The organism is Krasilnikovia sp. M28-CT-15 (assembly GCF_047159595.1).
In the GTDB taxonomy this organism is placed as follows: domain Bacteria; phylum Actinomycetota; class Actinomycetes; order Mycobacteriales; family Micromonosporaceae; genus Actinoplanes.
On record NZ_BAAGAK010000001.1, the window covers coordinates 2,329,184 to 2,345,111 of the forward strand.

17 protein-coding genes and 1 pseudogene are annotated in these 15,928 nt (G+C 72.3%); 5 read left to right on the forward strand and 13 right to left on the reverse strand.

Features of this window, described 5'->3' with window-relative positions:
* Positions 1–117: 117 nt before the first annotated feature.
* The 3 genes from ACMCNO_RS11105 to ACMCNO_RS11115 are packed head-to-tail and all read right to left on the reverse strand — an operon-like array spanning position 118 to position 3,448.
* The gene (locus tag ACMCNO_RS11105) at positions 118–861 is read right to left on the reverse strand and encodes a succinate dehydrogenase/fumarate reductase iron-sulfur subunit (RefSeq protein WP_412749324.1); all 744 of its coding nucleotides are present in this window, start codon (positions 859–861) and stop codon (positions 118–120) included.
* Positions 861–2,795 carry a fumarate reductase/succinate dehydrogenase flavoprotein subunit gene (locus ACMCNO_RS11110; protein ID WP_412749325.1) on the reverse strand — a complete coding sequence of 645 codons (1,935 nt, stop codon included), beginning with the start codon at positions 2,793–2,795 and terminating at the stop codon, positions 861–863. Before ACMCNO_RS11110 ends, ACMCNO_RS11105 begins: the two co-directional genes overlap by 1 nt.
* 2 nt (positions 2,796–2,797) lie before the next feature.
* Positions 2,798–3,448 carry a succinate dehydrogenase cytochrome b subunit gene (locus ACMCNO_RS11115; RefSeq protein WP_412753669.1) on the reverse strand — a complete coding sequence of 217 codons (651 nt, stop codon included), beginning with the start codon at positions 3,446–3,448 and terminating at the stop codon, positions 2,798–2,800.
* A gap of 165 nt (positions 3,449–3,613) precedes the next feature.
* Here ACMCNO_RS11115 and ACMCNO_RS11120 point away from each other — a divergent pair, with 165 nt between their 5' ends.
* Entirely contained in the window at positions 3,614–4,534 is a 921-nt protein-coding gene (locus tag ACMCNO_RS11120; RefSeq protein WP_412749326.1) for a LysR family transcriptional regulator, read from the forward strand.
* Between the two features lie 87 nt (positions 4,535–4,621).
* Here ACMCNO_RS11120 and ACMCNO_RS11125 read toward each other — a convergent pair whose 3' ends face one another.
* Genes ACMCNO_RS11125 through ACMCNO_RS11145 form a run of 5 tightly spaced genes read right to left on the reverse strand, consistent with a single transcriptional unit; the run spans position 4,622 to position 9,333 of the window.
* Positions 4,622–6,076: a phytoene desaturase family protein gene (locus ACMCNO_RS11125; protein WP_412749327.1), complete on the reverse strand. Its 1,455-nt coding sequence runs from the start codon at positions 6,074–6,076 to the stop codon at positions 4,622–4,624.
* Positions 6,066–7,187, reverse strand: coding sequence for a glycosyltransferase (locus ACMCNO_RS11130; RefSeq protein WP_412749328.1), 1,122 nt, complete (start codon positions 7,185–7,187; stop codon positions 6,066–6,068). Before ACMCNO_RS11130 ends, ACMCNO_RS11125 begins: the two co-directional genes overlap by 11 nt.
* A gap of 34 nt (positions 7,188–7,221) precedes the next feature.
* Entirely contained in the window at positions 7,222–8,007 is a 786-nt protein-coding gene (locus tag ACMCNO_RS11135) for a carotenoid biosynthesis protein (protein ID WP_412749329.1), read from the reverse strand.
* A 4-nt stretch (positions 8,008–8,011) separates the two neighbouring features.
* Positions 8,012–8,593: a GNAT family N-acetyltransferase gene (locus ACMCNO_RS11140; RefSeq protein ID WP_412749330.1), complete on the reverse strand. Its 582-nt coding sequence runs from the start codon at positions 8,591–8,593 to the stop codon at positions 8,012–8,014.
* Positions 8,590–9,333, reverse strand: coding sequence for a monooxygenase (locus ACMCNO_RS11145; RefSeq protein ID WP_412749331.1), 744 nt, complete (start codon positions 9,331–9,333; stop codon positions 8,590–8,592). The genes ACMCNO_RS11140 and ACMCNO_RS11145 overlap by 4 nt, the downstream gene beginning before the upstream one ends.
* Positions 9,334–9,447: 114 nt before the next feature.
* Here ACMCNO_RS11145 and ACMCNO_RS11150 point away from each other — a divergent pair, with 114 nt between their 5' ends.
* Positions 9,448–10,263, forward strand: coding sequence for an alpha/beta fold hydrolase (locus ACMCNO_RS11150; RefSeq protein WP_412749332.1), 816 nt, complete (start codon positions 9,448–9,450; stop codon positions 10,261–10,263).
* 95 nt (positions 10,264–10,358) lie between these two features.
* Here ACMCNO_RS11150 and ACMCNO_RS11155 read toward each other — a convergent pair whose 3' ends face one another.
* The 3 genes from ACMCNO_RS11155 to ACMCNO_RS11165 all read right to left on the reverse strand — a co-directional run bounded on the left by ACMCNO_RS11155 (position 10,359) and on the right by ACMCNO_RS11165 (position 12,154).
* Positions 10,359–10,868, reverse strand: coding sequence for a DUF664 domain-containing protein (locus ACMCNO_RS11155; RefSeq protein WP_412749333.1), 510 nt, complete (start codon positions 10,866–10,868; stop codon positions 10,359–10,361).
* Positions 10,869–10,904: 36 nt separating this feature from the next.
* Positions 10,905–11,591: a DUF4232 domain-containing protein gene (locus ACMCNO_RS11160; RefSeq protein WP_412749334.1), complete on the reverse strand. Its 687-nt coding sequence runs from the start codon at positions 11,589–11,591 to the stop codon at positions 10,905–10,907.
* 122 nt (positions 11,592–11,713) lie between these two features.
* Positions 11,714–12,154 (reverse strand): VOC family protein, encoded by a 441-nt coding sequence (locus tag ACMCNO_RS11165; RefSeq protein ID WP_412749335.1) that lies wholly within the window; start codon positions 12,152–12,154, stop codon positions 11,714–11,716.
* A gap of 293 nt (positions 12,155–12,447) precedes the next feature.
* Between ACMCNO_RS11165 and ACMCNO_RS11170 the strand changes: the two genes are divergently transcribed.
* The gene (locus ACMCNO_RS11170) at positions 12,448–13,017 is read left to right on the forward strand and encodes a hypothetical protein (protein WP_412749336.1); all 570 of its coding nucleotides are present in this window, start codon (positions 12,448–12,450) and stop codon (positions 13,015–13,017) included.
* Between the two features lie 60 nt (positions 13,018–13,077).
* On the forward strand, positions 13,078–13,218 hold the full coding sequence (locus ACMCNO_RS11175) for a hypothetical protein (RefSeq protein WP_412749337.1): 141 nt from the start codon (positions 13,078–13,080) through the stop codon (positions 13,216–13,218).
* Between the two features lie 127 nt (positions 13,219–13,345).
* Here ACMCNO_RS11175 and ACMCNO_RS11180 read toward each other — a convergent pair.
* Positions 13,346–14,483, reverse strand: a pseudogene (locus ACMCNO_RS11180) (GH12 family glycosyl hydrolase domain-containing protein).
* A 144-nt stretch (positions 14,484–14,627) separates the two neighbouring features.
* Between ACMCNO_RS11180 and ACMCNO_RS11185 the strand changes: the two are divergent.
* Positions 14,628–15,356, forward strand: coding sequence for a class I SAM-dependent methyltransferase (locus ACMCNO_RS11185; protein ID WP_412749338.1), 729 nt, complete (start codon positions 14,628–14,630; stop codon positions 15,354–15,356).
* Positions 15,357–15,360: 4 nt separating this feature from the next.
* Here ACMCNO_RS11185 and ACMCNO_RS11190 read toward each other — a convergent pair whose 3' ends face one another.
* A complete protein-coding gene (locus tag ACMCNO_RS11190; RefSeq protein WP_412749339.1) occupies positions 15,361–15,849 on the reverse strand; it encodes a YbaK/EbsC family protein in 489 nt (162 codons plus the stop codon).
* Positions 15,850–15,928 lie beyond the last annotated feature (79 nt).

Consider the following 15,928-nt stretch of genomic DNA (forward strand, 5'->3'; position numbering starts at 1 on the left):
CTCCGCCACGTCGCCGATCCTAGGTCTCGCCACGGGCCGGATGCGCGCCGTGCCGGCCGGGGGGCTGTGGTGTTCCACTGCTGGAGCGCCGCAGTGGAACACCACAGCCGGGCGTGTTCACCGCTTGCGGAGGGCCTTGCGGTAGTCGCTGTTCAGGCGGCCGATCAGGGTCAGCGGGATGCCCTTCGGGCACACCGTGGTGCACTCGCCCGCGTTGGTGCAGCCGCCGAAGCCCGCCTCGTCCTGCGCCGCGACCATGTCGATGACCCGGCTGTCCCTTTCGGGCTGCCCCTGCGGCATCAGGCCCAGGTGCGCGACCTTGGCCGCGGTGAACAGCATGGCCGAGCCGTTCGGGCAGGCCGCGACGCAGGCGCCGCAGCCGATGCAGGTGGCCGCCTCGAACGCGGCGTCCGCGTCGGCCTTCGGCACGGGGGCGGCGTGCGCGTCCGGCGCCGTACCGGTCGGGGCGGTGATGTAGCCACCCGCCTGGATGATCCGGTCGAACGCGCTGCGGTCCACGACCAGGTCCTTGATGACCGGGAACGCCGCCGCCCGCCACGGCTCGACGTCGATCGTGTCGCCGTCGGCGAAGTGGCGCATGTGCAGCTGGCAGGTGGTGGTGGCCTTCTCCGGGCCGTGCGCCACGCCGTCGATCACCATGCTGCACGCGCCACAGATGCCCTCACGGCAGTCGTGATCGAACGCCACCGGGTCGTCGCCGTCGAGGATCAGCTTCTCGTTGAGGACGTCGAGCATCTCCAGGAAGCTGGCGTCCGGGGAGATGTCCTTGACGTCGTAGGTGACCATGCGGCCCTGGTCGTCGGGGCCCTGCTGGCGCCACACCCGTACCTGGATGTCCATTACTTGTAGCTCCGCGTGCTCGGGTGGACGTATTCGAAGTCGAGCTGTTCCTTGTGCAGGGTGGGCGTCTCGCCGCCGTACTCCCAGGCCGCGACGTAGCTGAACTGGTCGTCGTGGCGCAGGGCCTCGCCGTCCGGCGTCTGGCTCTCGGCACGGAAGTGACCACCGGCCGACTCGGCGCGGTGCAGCGCGTCGATGCACATCAGCTCGCCCAGCTCCAGGAAGTCGGCGACCCGGCCGGCCTTCTCCAGGTTCTGGTTGAGCTGCTCGCCGGTGCCGGGCACCTTGACCCGGGTCCAGAACTCGTCGCGCAGGCCCCGGATCAGCCCGATGGCCTTGGTCAGGCCCTCCTCGGTGCGCTCCATGCCGCAGTACTCCCACATGATGTGGCCGAGCTCGCGGTGGAACGAGTCGACGGTACGGTCGCCGTTGACCGCCAGCAGCTTGGTGAGGCGCTCCTCGACCTGGGTACGGGCCGCCACGACCTCCTCGTGACCCTCGTCGATCTTTTCGAACGGCCCGGCCGCGAGGTAGTTGTTGATCGTGTTGGGCAGCACGAAGTAGCCGTCCGCCAGGCCCTGCATCAGCGCGGACGCGCCGAGCCGGTTGGCGCCGTGGTCGGAGAAGTTCGCCTCACCGATCACGAACAGGCCGGGGATCGTGGACTGCAGGTCGTAGTCGACCCAGAGGCCGCCCATCGTGTAGTGCACGGCGGGGTAGATGCGCATCGGCACCTCGTACGGGTCCTCGCCGGTGATGCGCTGGTACATCTCGAAGAGGTTGCCGTACTTGGCCTCGACGGCCTTGCGGCCCAGCCGGCTGATGGCGTCCGCGAAGTCCAGGTAGACGCCGAGGCCGCCGGGGCCGACGCCGCGGCCCTCGTCGCAGACGTTCTTCGCGGCCCGCGACGCGATGTCGCGGGGCACCAGGTTGCCGAACGACGGGTAGATTCGCTCCAGGTAGTAGTCGCGGTCCTCCTCGGCGATGTCGGCGGCCGCCTTGCCGCAGTCCTCCCGCCGCTTCGGCACCCAGACCCGGCCGTCGTTGCGCAGGCTCTCGCTCATCAGGGTGAGCTTGCTCTGGTGGCTGCCGGACTCGGGGATGCAGGTCGGGTGGATCTGCGTGTAGCAGGGGTTCGCGAACAGCGCGCCCTTGCGGTGCGCCCGCCAGCTCGCCGTGACGTTGCAGCCCTTGGCGTTGGTGGACAGGAAGAACACGTTGCCGTACCCGCCGGAGGCCAGCACCACGGCGTCCGCGATCTCGGTGGTGATCTCACCGGTCACCATGTCCCGGACCACGATGCCCCGGGCCTTGCCGTCGATGATGATCAGCTCGAGCATCTCGTGCCGGGCGTTCATCTCGACGTTGCCGAGGCTGATCTGCCGCTCCAGGGCCTGGTAGGCGCCGAGCAGCAGCTGCTGACCCGTCTGGCCCCGGGCGTAGAAGGTCCGGGACACCTGGGTGCCACCGAACGAGCGGTTGTCCAGCAGACCGCCGTACTCGCGGGCGAACGGGACGCCCTGCGCCACGGCCTGGTCGATGATGTTCACCGACTCCTGGGCCAGCCGGTACACGTTGGACTCGCGGGCGCGGAAGTCGCCGCCCTTGACCGTGTCGTAGAACAGCCGGTAGACGGAGTCGCCGTCGTTCCGGTAGTTCTTCGCCGCGTTGATGCCCCCCTGCGCGGCGATCGAGTGCGCGCGTCGCGGGCTGTCCTGGTAGCAGTAGGACTTGACGTGGTAGCCCTGCTCGGCCAGCGTCGCGGCCGCGGAGCCGCCGGCCAGGCCGGTGCCGACCACGATGATCGTCAGCTTCCGGCGGTTCGCCGGGTTGACCAGCTTGGCGGCGAACTTGCGGCGCTCCCAGCGGGTCTCGATCGGCCCGTCCGGGGCGGCCTTGTCGGCGATCGGGTCGCCCTCGTTCCAGAACTCCATGGTCACTTCACCAATCCGGTCAGGACCGCGAACGGCACCGACAGGTAGCCGGCCACCAGGACGACGGACAGGACGAGTGCGATCGCACGGGCGCGCCGCTCACCGCGGGCGGTGCGCTGGCCCAGCGTGCGGGCGGCGCTGAAGATGCCGTGCCGCAGGTGGAAGCCGATGGAAACGACCGCGAGGGCGTAGAACAGCGTCACGTACCAGCGGCCGGGCGCGAAGTCGGCCACCACGTTCGCGTGCGGGTGCTCAGCGTCCCCGACCGGGTTCAGGTGTCCCGTGGTCAGGTCGAGGATGTGGTAGATCACGAAGAGCAGGATGATCACGCCGCCCCAGCGCATCGTGCGGGCCGCGTAGCTGCCCTGCACCTTGGGGCGGTGGGCGTAGCGGACCGGGCGGGCCTTGCGCGCCCGGCGGGCCAGGATGGTCGCCGCGGCGATGTGCCCGAGCACCGCGAAGGTCAGCGCGGTGCGCTGGATCCACAGGAACCACTGTTCCGGCAGCAGCGGCGTACCGAGGCTGCGCAGCCAGTGGGCGTAATGGTCGAACGCCTCGGCGCCCACGAAGATCTTGAGGTTCCCGGCCATGTGGGCGAACAGGAACAGCACCAGCAGGATGCCGGTCACGGCCATGAGGAGTTTGAGCGCCACGGAGGAGCGGGCGCCGCGCCGGACCGGCTTAGCCGGACGCGCGGGGGCCGCCGCCTTGGTGGGACGCGTTCTGGTGTCTACCGCCACGCACGGAACGGTAGGAAGACCCTGGACCATTCGTCCAATGCATGATCGACACAGTAACGATAGACGTAAGCTATAGACATGCAGCTGCAACAGCTCAGATACTTCACAGCGGTGGCGCAAAGTCGGCATTTCACGCAGGCCGCGGAATCCCTCGGTGTGAGCCAACCGACACTGAGTAAGCAGATTCACACCCTTGAAGACACGCTCGGTGCCCCGCTGTTCGAGCGCATCCGTGGCGCGGTCACCCTCACCGAGGTCGGGGAGGCGTTGCTGCCGCTGGCCCTGCGGATCCTCGCGGATGCCGACGCGGCCCGCGACGCGGTCGCGGAGATCGTCGGGTTGCGCCGCGGCGAGGTCCGGCTCGGTGCCACCCCCAGCCTCTGTTCGTCCCTGGTCCCGGCCGTGCTGCGCGGCTTTCGCGCCGCCCACCCCGACATCACGCTGCACGTCACCGAGGGCAGCTCCCAGGACCTCAGCGCCGACCTGCTGGCGCACCGGCTCGACCTCGCCCTCATCGTCCAGCCCGAGCAGGGCGTCGACCCGGCCCTGGAGGCCACCGAGATCCTGCGCGAGAGCATCGTCGTCGCGTCCGTCTCGGACCGCCGCCCGCCCACGGTGGACGATCAGGTCGCCCTCGCCGACCTGCGCGACACCCCGCTGGTGATGTTCCGGCCCGGCTACGACATCCGCGACGTCACGCTGCAGGCGTGCCGGCGGGCCGGGTTCACCCCGCGCTTCGCGGTCGAGGGCGGCGAGATGGACGCGGTGCTGGCGTTCGTCGAGGCCGGGCTCGGAGTGGCCCTGGTACCCAGCATGGTGCTGGTCAACCGGCCGCTGCTGCGGGCCACCCCGCTCGCCCCGCCCGGGATGCGCCGCACCATCGCCCTGGCGCACCGCCGGCGCGCGGTGCTGCCGCACGCCGCCGCGGCCCTGCGCACCTCCCTGCTGGAACACATCGGCACGGGCGGCGCCCTGCCCCTCGGCGTGCAAGCACTCTGACCTCCGGCAGTGACGATCGTCCCGCTCCCGCCCGCCGCTGCCGGCGGTCAGCTCACCACTGCCGAGCCGACCCCGCCAGCCTCACAGTCAGGTCGGGTCAGGTCCGACCAGGTCGGCGACGATGCGGGCGGACAGGGCCACCATCGGCAGCCCGCCGCCGGGGTGTGCCGAGCCCCCGACCAGGTACAAACCCTCCACCGGCCCCCGGTTGCGCGGCCGCAGGAGGGAGCCCGCCGTACCGTAGATGGCTCCGCCCGGGGTGCCGGTCGCGGCGGCCAGGTCGGCCGGGGTGCGCACCTGCATGAACCGCAACCGGTCCCGCACGTCCAGGCCGCGGCGGGCCAGCACCATCAGCACATGCTCGGCGTACGCCTGCGCCAGCCCCGGCCGCCGCCAGTCCACCGCCGCCCACCCGGTGCCGTGCGGTGGGGCGTTGACCAGCACGAACCACGCCTCGTCCCCGTCCGGGTGGGTCGCCGGATCGTTCGCCCTGGTCACGAACACCGCCGGGTTCGACGCGGGCCGGGCGGGCCGACCGGCCCCCGGGTCGCCGAAGACCGCGTCGAACTCGGCGTCGTAGTAGGACGGGAAGAAGACCGTGTGGTGCGCCAGCGCCGGGGTGCGTCCGCGCACCCCGAGCAGCAGCACGAAACCGGCGAGGCTGCGGTCGGCCAGCCCGGCCAGGCGTCCCGGGTCGGGCAGCAGGTCCCGGTACACGCTCAGCGCGTCCGCGTTCGCCACCACGATGTCCGCCGGTGCCACCCCGCCGTCCGCCAGGTCCACCCCGGACACCCGGCCGTGCACTGTCCGGATGGCGGTCACCGGCGAGGACGGCACCACGGTCACGCCCAGCGCACGGCACCGGGCCAGCAGCGCGTCCGCCAGGGTGTGCAGGCCACCGGGCAGATACCAGCCGCCGAACGCCAGCTCCGCGTACGGGATGGCGGCCAGCGCGGCCGGGGCGCGGCGGGGGTCCGCCCCGGCGTACGTGGCGTACCGGTCCAGCAGCATCCGCAGCCGCGGATCGCGCAGGTGCCGGTAGCCCAGCGCGCGCAGCGACCGGCCGGGGGCCACCGCGCGCAGGTCGGCCAGCCGCCAGGACAGCGCCGCCAGCGACGCGGGGGACACCGGGCGCCGCAGCACGGAACGCCACGACGCCGTCCAGATCCGCCGTGCCCGCCGCCACAACCGGTCCCAGTCCGCGGCGGCCCCGGCGCCCATCGCCGCGGCGATCCGCTCCCGGAACACCGCCGGATCCGACGCCGAATCCAGCACCGTGCCGTCGGCGAAGACGTGCCGCACCACCGGGTCCAGCGCCACCGGGTTCAGGCCCAGCTCCAGATCAGCGAAGACCTGCGGCAGGGTGAGCAGGCTCGGCCCGGTGTCGAAGACGAAGCCGTCCCGCTCGTACCGGCCCAGCTTGCCGCCGACCACCTCGGCCCGTTCGTGCACCACCACCTCGTGCCCGCCCGCGGCGAGCCGCGCCGCCACGGCCAGACCGCCGACCCCCGCCCCGACCACGACGACCCGGCTACCGGACATGGGAATGGCCTTCCATCAGGGGCCGGCCACGCCAGCTCAGCAGCCCGCGGCGGCGGCGGGTGAAGGAGCGCCCCACCAGCGCCGCGAAGACCACGATGGACAGGGGATGGGCCAACGGGTCCGGCCAGCTCCGCCCGCCGGTCGCGGCGGCGGACACCACCCGGCCGACCACCCCCAGCACGTACGCGCACCCGCACCACAGCGCGGCCCGTGGCCGGCCTGCCACCAGGAACCCTGCCGCGGCCACCGGCGGCGCCACGTACAGCATGGTCAGCAGCAGTACGGCCGCCGCGGCCCCGGCCGGGGAGCCGAACGACGCCCACAGCGACTTCGCGTAGCCGTCGGACAGCTCGCGCCACGAGTCGTACATCCGGCAGTCGGCGAGGCGGGAGCCGTCGGCCAGGGCGATCCGGCCGCCCGCCCGCTTCACCGCCCGCGCCAGCGCGATGTCCTCCAGCACCTCGCCGCGTACCGCCGCGTGTCCGCCCGCCCGCCGGTAGGCCGCCCGGTCCGCGACCAGCCACTGACCCCCGGCCGCGGCCAGCGACGGCCGCGGCGAGCGTTCCATCGCCCGCAGCGGCAGGAAGGTCAGCCACGACCACTGCAGCAGTGGCTGCACCAGCCGCCCCGCGCCACTGATCCGCGGATACGGGGACAGCAGCTGCGCCCGGGCCGCGCGCAACGCGGTGACCGCACCGGCCACCGCGTCGGGTGCCAGCACCACGTCCGCGTCCACGAACACCAGCACGTCCGCGTCGCCTGCGGCGTCGGCCAGCTGCGCGCACGCGTACGGCTTGCCCAGCCATCCCGGCGGCGGCTCGGCCCCGGCGAGCAGCCGTACCCGATCCCCGGCGACCGCGCGCACCACCTCGGCCGTTCCGTCGCTGGACCCGTCGTCGAGCACGATCACCTCCAGCCGCGCCGTCCCGGCCTGGGCCAGCAGCGCCCGCAGGCACGGGGTGACCCGGTGGGCCTCGTCGCGCAGGGGCAGCAGCACCGCCACCCGCTCGGCGGTCGTCGCGTCCCGGGGCGGGCGGCGCAACAGCGCGGCGTTGACCGCGGTGTGTGCGGCCAGCGCCAGCCACGGCAGCAGCGCCACCGGGCCGATCATGCGGGCCTGCCCGGTCGCTGCCGCACCGGGCCGGTCATGCGGGACTCCGGCGTCGCAGCCGCACCGCCAGCGGCACGACCACCACGCCCATGAGGACCCCGCCCCAGAGCGCGGACGCGGGCAGGTTCAGGAAGACGGCGTGCGCGAGCACGCTCGAAGCGTACGTCCAGAGCCAGAGCGCGATCATCGGACCGTCGCGGAAATCCGGGGTGGCCGCGGCGGGTCCCGCCGCGGCCGCCAGCGCCGTCATGAGCAGCAGCGCGAAGCCGATCCAGCCCAGGTAGTTGCCGACCGGGACACCCGCGACGCCGGGCAGCGCGGGGGTGGGGGAGTGCCACGCCCAGTAGCCCTCGGCGACCATCTGCGGATCCAGGAACAGGTCCCACGCGGCCAGGCCCACCGCGGCCAGGGCGATCCGCGCCGCCCGGTGGTGGGCCAGCCGCAGCGCGGCCAGCCATGCGGGCCACGCCATCCACGTCCACGCCAGCGGGATCACCAGCGGCACGCCGAGCAGCCGCGGCCCGAGCCGCCCGGAGTAGTCGTACGTCCCGAACGGGAACCCGGTGGCCACCCCCACCGCCTCGACCGCGAACCCGCCCAGGGCGGCCGTGGCGACCAGCGCGGCGGCGGCCCGCGCCCCGCGGGTGAGCAGCGCATGCGTCACCGACAGCAGGCAGCCCAGCAGTACGGTGCCGACGGTGAGCCCGGCCCGGGTGGCGCCGCCGGTCAGCGGATAGCAGATCTGCGCCAGCACCAGCGCGCCGAGCAGCACCCACGGCAGCGCGCGCGCCCGCCCCGGCCGGGTATCCGGCTTTGTCACGGCCTCAGATGCCGACGATGCCCGGGGCGTCCTCGGGCGCGGCCCGCTCCGCCAGCGGCAGGTCCCGGCCCAGGATCGCGAACCCGCGCTCGTCGCCAGGGAAGTAGAAGTCGCGCAGCACGTCGACGAAGCCGAACCGGCGGTACAGCCGCCAGGCCCGCGAGGTCTGCTCGTCGGCCTCGGGCGTGCTCAGCAGCACGGTCGCCCCGGCCGCCATGGCCAGCAGGGCGCGCAGCTGGCGGGCGCCCACCCCGTGCCCCTGCGCGCTCGGGCGTACGTGCAGCTCCACCACCTCGAAGCAGTCGGTGAGCCAGCGGCGGCGATCCGGCTCGTCCAACGCGGTACGCACCTGGTCGTGCCACCACTGGCCGGGGCCGGAGAGGTAGCCGTACCCGAATCCGGCCAGCCGTCCCTCCGTGGTCAGCGTGGCGACCGCCCGGAAGCCGGGGCGGCGGGCGTGCGCGCCGATGTAGCCGCGCCGGGTCTGCAACAGCTCGGCGCGGTAGCCCATCGCCTCGCCGTACACGCTCACCACGTCGTCGAGCCGCCGGAGCAGATCGTCCGGCTGCCACGGCACCAGCCTCATCGCTGCGACCGCCCTTCCTCGCGCCACCCCAGGACGGCCCGGTCGCCGTCGATCCCGCGTACCGCGAACCTGGCGAACAGGTCCTCCGCATACCACCGGTCTGTCGGGGTCCGCGCGATCACCGCGCGGTGCTGCGGCGTACGGTACGCGAACCCGGCGAGATCTGCCGGGCTGCGCCACACGGTGACCGTGCCTTGCCAGCCGATCGGCGCCTCACCGATGCCGAACCGGGCGAGCAACCCGGGCGCCCGGTGCAGCGCGGCCACCACCGGCGGCACCGCCCGCCAGAAGGTCACCGCCCGGGTGGGCCGCAACCGCGCCCGGGTCAGCGCCAGCACGGCCCCCTCCTCCCCGGTGTCGTCTTGCCCGGCTGGTCTGGACTCGGGGGGCTCCGGCGTGCCGAACGGCGCCACCCCGGACCAGAGCCCGCGGCTGGACCGGGGCGTCAGGTCCAGCCGCGCCGATCCGGCGGCCACGGCCGCCCACCCGGCGTCGACCGCGCGCACCGCGGCTGGTCCGGGGACCTCGGCCCAGGTGACCAGGGCCGCGTACCGGGTGAGGTCGGCGTCCGCCGGGCCGAATCCGGTGCCGGTGCCCGTGCCGAGCAGCTTGGCGAACCGCACCCCGGGCAGCGCCCGCAGCCGTCGCGGCTCGCGGGCCATCCGCAGCAGCGCGGCGCCGAGGGCACGCCGCGGCACCCGCCACACATGCAGCGTGACCAGCGCGGGTACGGCATTCACAGGTGCACGCTACGTGGTGACGCACCGCCGGGCCACCGCCGCCGAACCGCCCGCGTTGCCGTCAGGCCCGGTATATCGGGTGCCTCAGGCATGGTGCGATGCGAGCCTTGGCGCGTGGAGATTTCAGTGACGACCGCGGACGGGACCCGATTGACGGCGCGCCGCACGGGGCATGGCGTGCCGGTGGTGCTGGTGCACGGCTCGGCGGGCGGTCTCGACTCGTGGGATCCGGTCACGTCGCTGATGGGTGACGCGTTCGAGCTGTGGGTATACGCGCGCCGCGGGTACGCGCCGAGTGACGGTTGCCGCCGCCCGAAAACGTACGCGGACGATGTCGCTGATCTCCGCGCGGTCCTTGCCGCGGCCGGTGGCCCGGCCCACGTGGTAGGGGGGTCCTACGGCGGCACGGTCGCTCTGCACGCGGCGAGTGCGGGTGGGGTTCCGATCCGTTCGGTGGCGCTGTTCGAACCCCCGTTGTTCGCCTCCGGCGCCGCGGCGGCGGCCGCGCTCGACGGCTTCCGGAGCCTGCTCGAGGCCGGTGACGTCGCCGCCGCGGCGCGTTTGTTCGCCGCGGATGTCGCCCGCGTCCCTGAGCAGATCATCGCCGCGCTCACCGAAGCCGGTGCCGGCCCACCGGACCCGGCTCAGGACGCCGCGGCGGCCGCGGAAGCCGTCGGATGCCTGCATGACCTCGAGGCGATGGCCGCGGACACGGATGAGGTCCGCCGCTGGTCGGCCCTGGACGTGCCCGTTCTGCTGATGCAGGGCGGTCAGACGTGGGCGCCGATGCCGGCCACCATGGACGCGCTCGCGGATGCCCTGCCCGGGGCGGCCCGGACGGTCCTGCCCGGACAGTCACACTTCGCGCCGCACACCGCGCCGGAGATGTTCGCGGAAGCGCTCTGCCGGTTCCTGCGTGAGCAGCAGTGACGGCGGATCCGTACGGCTGCGACGCGCGGCAGGGGAATACGACCAGCCGTACGACACCTTCGAGCTGCTCGACCGCCTCGTCGGCTGACCGGCGTCTATTCGCCGACCGGGCCGCCCGCGAGCTCGGCGACGATGTCGAGGTGCCCGAGATGACGGGCGTACTCCTGCAGCAGATGGAACAGCACCCGTTCCAGCGAAGCGGGTGGCGCGCCGTCCCACCGCGGGCCGGGAGCACCCACCGCCGCGAGGTCGTGACGTTCGACCACGACCCGGGTGTGCTCACCCTGGGTGCGTAGCGCCGTCACCAGAGCATCGCACGTCTCGTCGGGGGCGACGTACCACCGGTCGTCGCGCCGGTCGCCCCACGGTTCCTCGACCGGCTGCCCTTGAAAACCCCACTCGATCCAGCGCAGCTCGACATAGCGCAGGTGCTTGAGCAGTTCCAGCGGAGTCCATCCCGATGGCAGCCGGCTCCGGCGAAGCTCGTCGGAGGGTAGGGCGGACACCTTCGACACCACCGACTCCCGGAAGAAGTCGAGGTAGCGCAGGAACACCTCGGTGCGGCCCGCCGCCGGGTCCGTCGGCGAGGGGAAGGGCATCGTCATCCCGCCATTATTCCGGTCGGCCGTGACCGGCCGCGGTCACCAGGCGACGACGCCCTGCGTACTGGGCTGCAGTGTGCCGATGGTCAGCGACTTCATCGTGATGCCGCTCTGCTCCGGAGACGGGAACCCGTCGAGCTTCGCGCCGGGTCCGTCGGTGCTCGCCTCCAGGTTGAAACGCATCGCATTGCCGACGCCGCAGTTGGTGTCGGCCTTGTCGCACAGGGTCCACTTGATGCCCTCGAAAGCGGTGCGGCCGGGCTTCAGCGTGATCGGGGCCGCCGCGCCGGGCTCGTCGACCTCTTTGACGGGTACGTCGACGACATCGCCGGCTGCGTTGACCAGCGAGATCGACGCGCGGCCCGCCACCTTGCACGCCCGGTCCGAGCTGTTCGTCAACGCCACCAGGCCCATGCGGGTGGACCCGCTGACCCGCTGGGGCTGGTAGGTGACCTCGACCGTCACATCCTTCGACCGGCAGAGCGCCACTGTGCTGCCGCCCTGGCCGGAGCCGCCGTTCCTGGTGGTGCCCGGCTGGCCGGTCCTGCCGCCGCTGCGCACCGGGCCGCTTGCCGAGGGGGAAGGCGCCTCGGAGCCACCCACCGCCGGGGCGACGGCCGAGGGCTCGGAGGCGATGGTGACTCCGCCCGCGCATGCCTGCTGGGTCAGGGCAAGGCCCAGGCTCACCACGGCCAGGGCAGCGACGCGGACAGTGCGGGACGTCATCGGGGACTCCTTCGGGATCGGTGGCACGCGCTCATCCTGACCACTCGATCCCCGCCGTACGCGTCCCGTTCCCCACCTGGCACGAACCCGGGAGCCCCACCCGGCGTCCGCGCGGACCAGGCTCAGCTGACGCGTTCGGCCAGCGAGACGACGATCCCTTCCGGTCCGCGAACGTAGGCCATCCGCCACGTGCCCTCGTACTCGCCGATGCCACCGACCAGCCCGTAGCCCTCGGCAGCGGCCCAATCGACCGCCGCCCGCAGGTCGTCGACCTCGAAGGCCACATTGCGCAGTCCCAGCTCGTTGGCCATGGCGGCCGGTGAGCCCGGCACGGAGTCGGGCCGCACGAACCTGGCGAGCTCCAGGCGGGTGCCGTCGTTGGGAGGCTTCAGCATGACGATCTCGGTGCGGGAGCCGGGAATGCCGCAGACCGTGTCCAGGAACTCGCCCTCGACGAACGTCCTGCCCTCGACCTCCAGGCCCAGCGCCACGAAGAAGGCGGTCACCACGTCGAGATCCGCGACCGTGAGGCCGACGTGGTCGAAGCGTCGTACGTGTGGCACAGCCAGCGCTCCCGTCGTCGTATCGACCGTGCACCGCCACGGTAGCGTTCTCCGTACTATCGGTGGTGGACCTCCGCAAGCGCACCCGATCAGCGGCAGATCAGTATCGCCCATTTCAGGTACCCATACCGGAGGGCATGCGTCTCGTGACGCTCTGGTGGTGGGGCTGACGTGGTGCGTTCCTCGTGTCCCGGACGGGCGCCCAGCACGGCCCGAATGGGCAGGGTCGACGACCGTCGAGGCTGCCCGACGAGGATGGTTCTGGATCCGCGAGCACCCCTACCGTGCTCGGGGTGAAGAAGATCCTCGTGGCCGCTGCTGCGGCACTCGCGATGTTGACCGTAACGGGGTGCGACGACGCCTCCACCGACGCGCCCCCCGCCGCGGCCGACGGCGGAGCCCACCAGGGTGGCGACGACAACGCGCCATGTGACCTGGTCGAGGCTGCGGAGGTGGCAGCGATCCTCGGCGAGACGCCGAAGCCTCAGCGCAACGGGGCCAACCCGGGCGGCCGGCTGTGCCTGTGGGACCGCGCCGATGACAAGCAGAGCCTGTGGTTGCAGCAGCTGGCGCCCCGGTCGAACCCGGCGCAGCACCTCAACGGCTACGGCTGGACCGAAGAGGCGTTCACCCGGTGGGCCGACAGCGAGGCGGAGCCGGTCGACGGCCTCGGGGACAAGGCGGTGTACGAGACGAAGGACCAGATGGGCGGCGGCGGCAAGGAGTTCTCCCTCGCCGTGCTGCACCACGGCGAGCGGGTGTTCGTGCTCGAAGTCCACGCGAAGGGCTCCAACGGCTCGGAGGCCGACGCCGTCCTCGACAAGCTCCGTCCGGTCGCCGCGAAGATCGTCGAACGGCACTGAGTGTGCGGATAGTCGCCGGCGGCGGCGACCCCAGGGGTTGCGCGCCGCCGGTAGATCGCGGTGCAGGCGCCGCTTCCGCCACCGCCGCCCGCCGTGGTGGTCACCGACCTTTCGGTGGACGTGGGTGAGCGGTTCCCGGCGGCATCGCGCGCCTGCACCGAGAACGTGTACGTGGTGGACGCCGTCAGCCCGGTCGCCTGATACGTGGTGCCGCTGACGGTCGCGCCGGCCGTCGGCTGGCCCGGTGTACTCGGTGCGGTGGTGTCCGCGTCAGCACGTTCGGGTCGATCGCGAGGATACGACGTATCGCGGGCATGAGACGCCGCCCTCAGCCCTTGGCGCAGGTGGCGCCGTTGAGTGTGAACGCCGCCGGGGTGGCGAAGGCACCGGCGTAGGTGCCCTGGAACCCGAACGACTGGCTGCCGCCGGCGGAGATACTGCCGTTGTAGGACAGGTTGCGTGCGGTGACCGCCCCGCTGGTGGGGGACAGGGTCGCGTTCCATGCCTGGGTGACGGCCTGTCCGGCGGGCAGGCTGAAGCCCAGCGACCAGCCGTCGATCGCGCTGGCCCCGGTGTTGGTCACGGTGACGTCCGCGGTGAATCCGCCCGGCCAGTCGTTCGTCCGGTAGGCGACGGTGCAGCCCGGCCCGCCGGTGGGTGGCGTGGTGGGGGCGCTGGTGGGCGGGGTGGTGGGTGGTGTGGTGCCGCCACCGTTCACTGTGGCCGAGAAGGACTTGACCGCGAGCCCGGCGCCGCCGATCCACGGTTCGAACCCGGCCTGGATGCTGGTCAGGTACCAGGCGCTGGTGATGGCGCCACGGTTGCGTACGTCGGTGATGAAGTCCAGCACGCTGAATCCCAGGGTGGTGATCGGGGCCGGGGCGACGTAGCTCATGACCTCGTTCTGGCCGTTGTTGCCGCGCCAGACCTCCCACTTGCGGCCGCCGATCGTGGCGTTGCCGACGACGGATCCGATCGGCTGGATGGCGCCCTGGCGGTTGAACCAGATCATGATCTCCTGCTGGTTCACGCCGTCGGTCTTCGGCGCCGGATCGAGCCAGATGTCGTACGCGGCGTCGTACGTGGCGCCGCCGACGAAGCCGTACTCGATGGTGCTGGTCGCGCTGGTGATCTGGTCGACCCGCAGCGGCAGGTTCGTGCCCGGCGAGCAGTTGGTGTAGTGGCAGCCGTAGTAGACCGCCGGGTACGACACCGGGGCGCCGCTGGTGTTGCCGACCCCCTGCTGGCTGGCGATGGCGAAGCCGGTCGCGGTGACGGTGATGCACTGCTCGGGCCGAGGTGCCCCAGCGGTTGTTCATCACGACGTATCGGCCGCCGATGCTCGTCGAGCCGAACTGCTCGCAGATCCGGGTGTCGGCCTGTGCCGGCAGGGCGAGTGCGATCGCGGTCAGCGAACCGGCGGTGAGCAGACAGGCGGTGAGGGCGGCGCGGAGGGCGTGTCTCATGACGCTCCTAGCGGTTGGGGGGGGGCTCCCTGAGACAAGGGGGATGGGAGCGCTCCCAATGACGCTAGCGCAGATCGAAGAATGTGAAAAGAGTGTTGCCTACTGGTTTCCGGCACGGGACCCGGTTTGACAGAGTGGCTACCCGTGCCTGACGCGATCTTTGCCCACGCCCGCCTCGCGCCGATCTACGACGCGTTCGACGGCGACCGTGATGACCTGACCGCCTATCTCGGGATCGCCGACGAACTCGGCGCAGACAGGGTGCTGGACGTCGGGTGCGGGACCGGATCGCTCGCCGTCCTGCTCGCCGCCACCGGTCGCACCGTCGTCGGCGTCGACCCCGCTGAGGCATCACTCGACGTCGCCCGGGGAAAGGACCCGGCAGCGCGGGTCACGTGGGTCCACGGCGAGGTGGGGTCGGTGACGGCGCCCCGGGTTGAACTGGCCTTGATGACGGGAAACGTGGCGCAGGTCTTCCTCGCCGACGAGGACTGGGGCCGGACGCTCACGGGTGTTCGCACCGCGCTGCGCCCGGGCGGCCACCTGGTGTTCGAGACCAGGAGGCCCGAGCGTCGAGCATGGGAGGACTGGCAGACCGACGACGCGCACACGGTTCTGGACATCCCCGGCGTCGGACGCGTGGAGCAACGCCGCGAGGTCACGGACATCCGGCTTCCGTACGTCTCCTTCCGCCACACCTATCGCTTCATGACCGACGGGGCGGTCGTCACCTCTGACTCCACCTTGCGGTTCCGCGACCGCGACGAGGTGGAAGACAGCCTGGCCGCACACGGATTCCAGGTCCACGAGGTACGGGAAGCGCCCGACCGGCCGGGCCGCGAGTACGTCTTCATCGCGCAACGGACCGGCTGACCCGCTACGCGACGTCTGCGGCCGTCCCGGCGGTGACGCGCAGCAGTTCCGCGTACGTGGTGGGGAAGACCGCGCGCGGCACCCCGCCCGCGGCCCAGATCACCGGGTACTGCGCGAGGGCCGTGTCGACCAGGGTGCGCACCGGTTTCGGGTGCCCCACCGGAGCGACGCCGCCGATCGCCTGCCCGGTGCGTTCCCGGACGAATTCCGGTGTGGCCCGGCGCAGCCTGGCGATCCCCAGCCCGGCTGCGACCTTCGCCGTGTCGACCCGGTGCGCCCCCGAGGTGAGCACGAGCAGCGGCTCGCCGTCCGCGTCGAAGATCAGCGAGTTGGCGATCTGTCCGATCTCGACACCCAGCGCCGCGGCGGCTGCTGCCGCGGTGTGCACGGCCTCATCGAGGACGACCACGTCGGGGATCTCGCCGTCTGCGGTGCGTGCGTCCGCGGCTTGCAGCGCATCCCGCACGGCCTGCACGTTCGGATGGTTTTCCACCGGGCCATTCTGCCGTGCGATGCGGTCATCGGCGGTCTGATTTCACCCGGCTGTCCGCTGCTCGGCAAGGATGTGGACG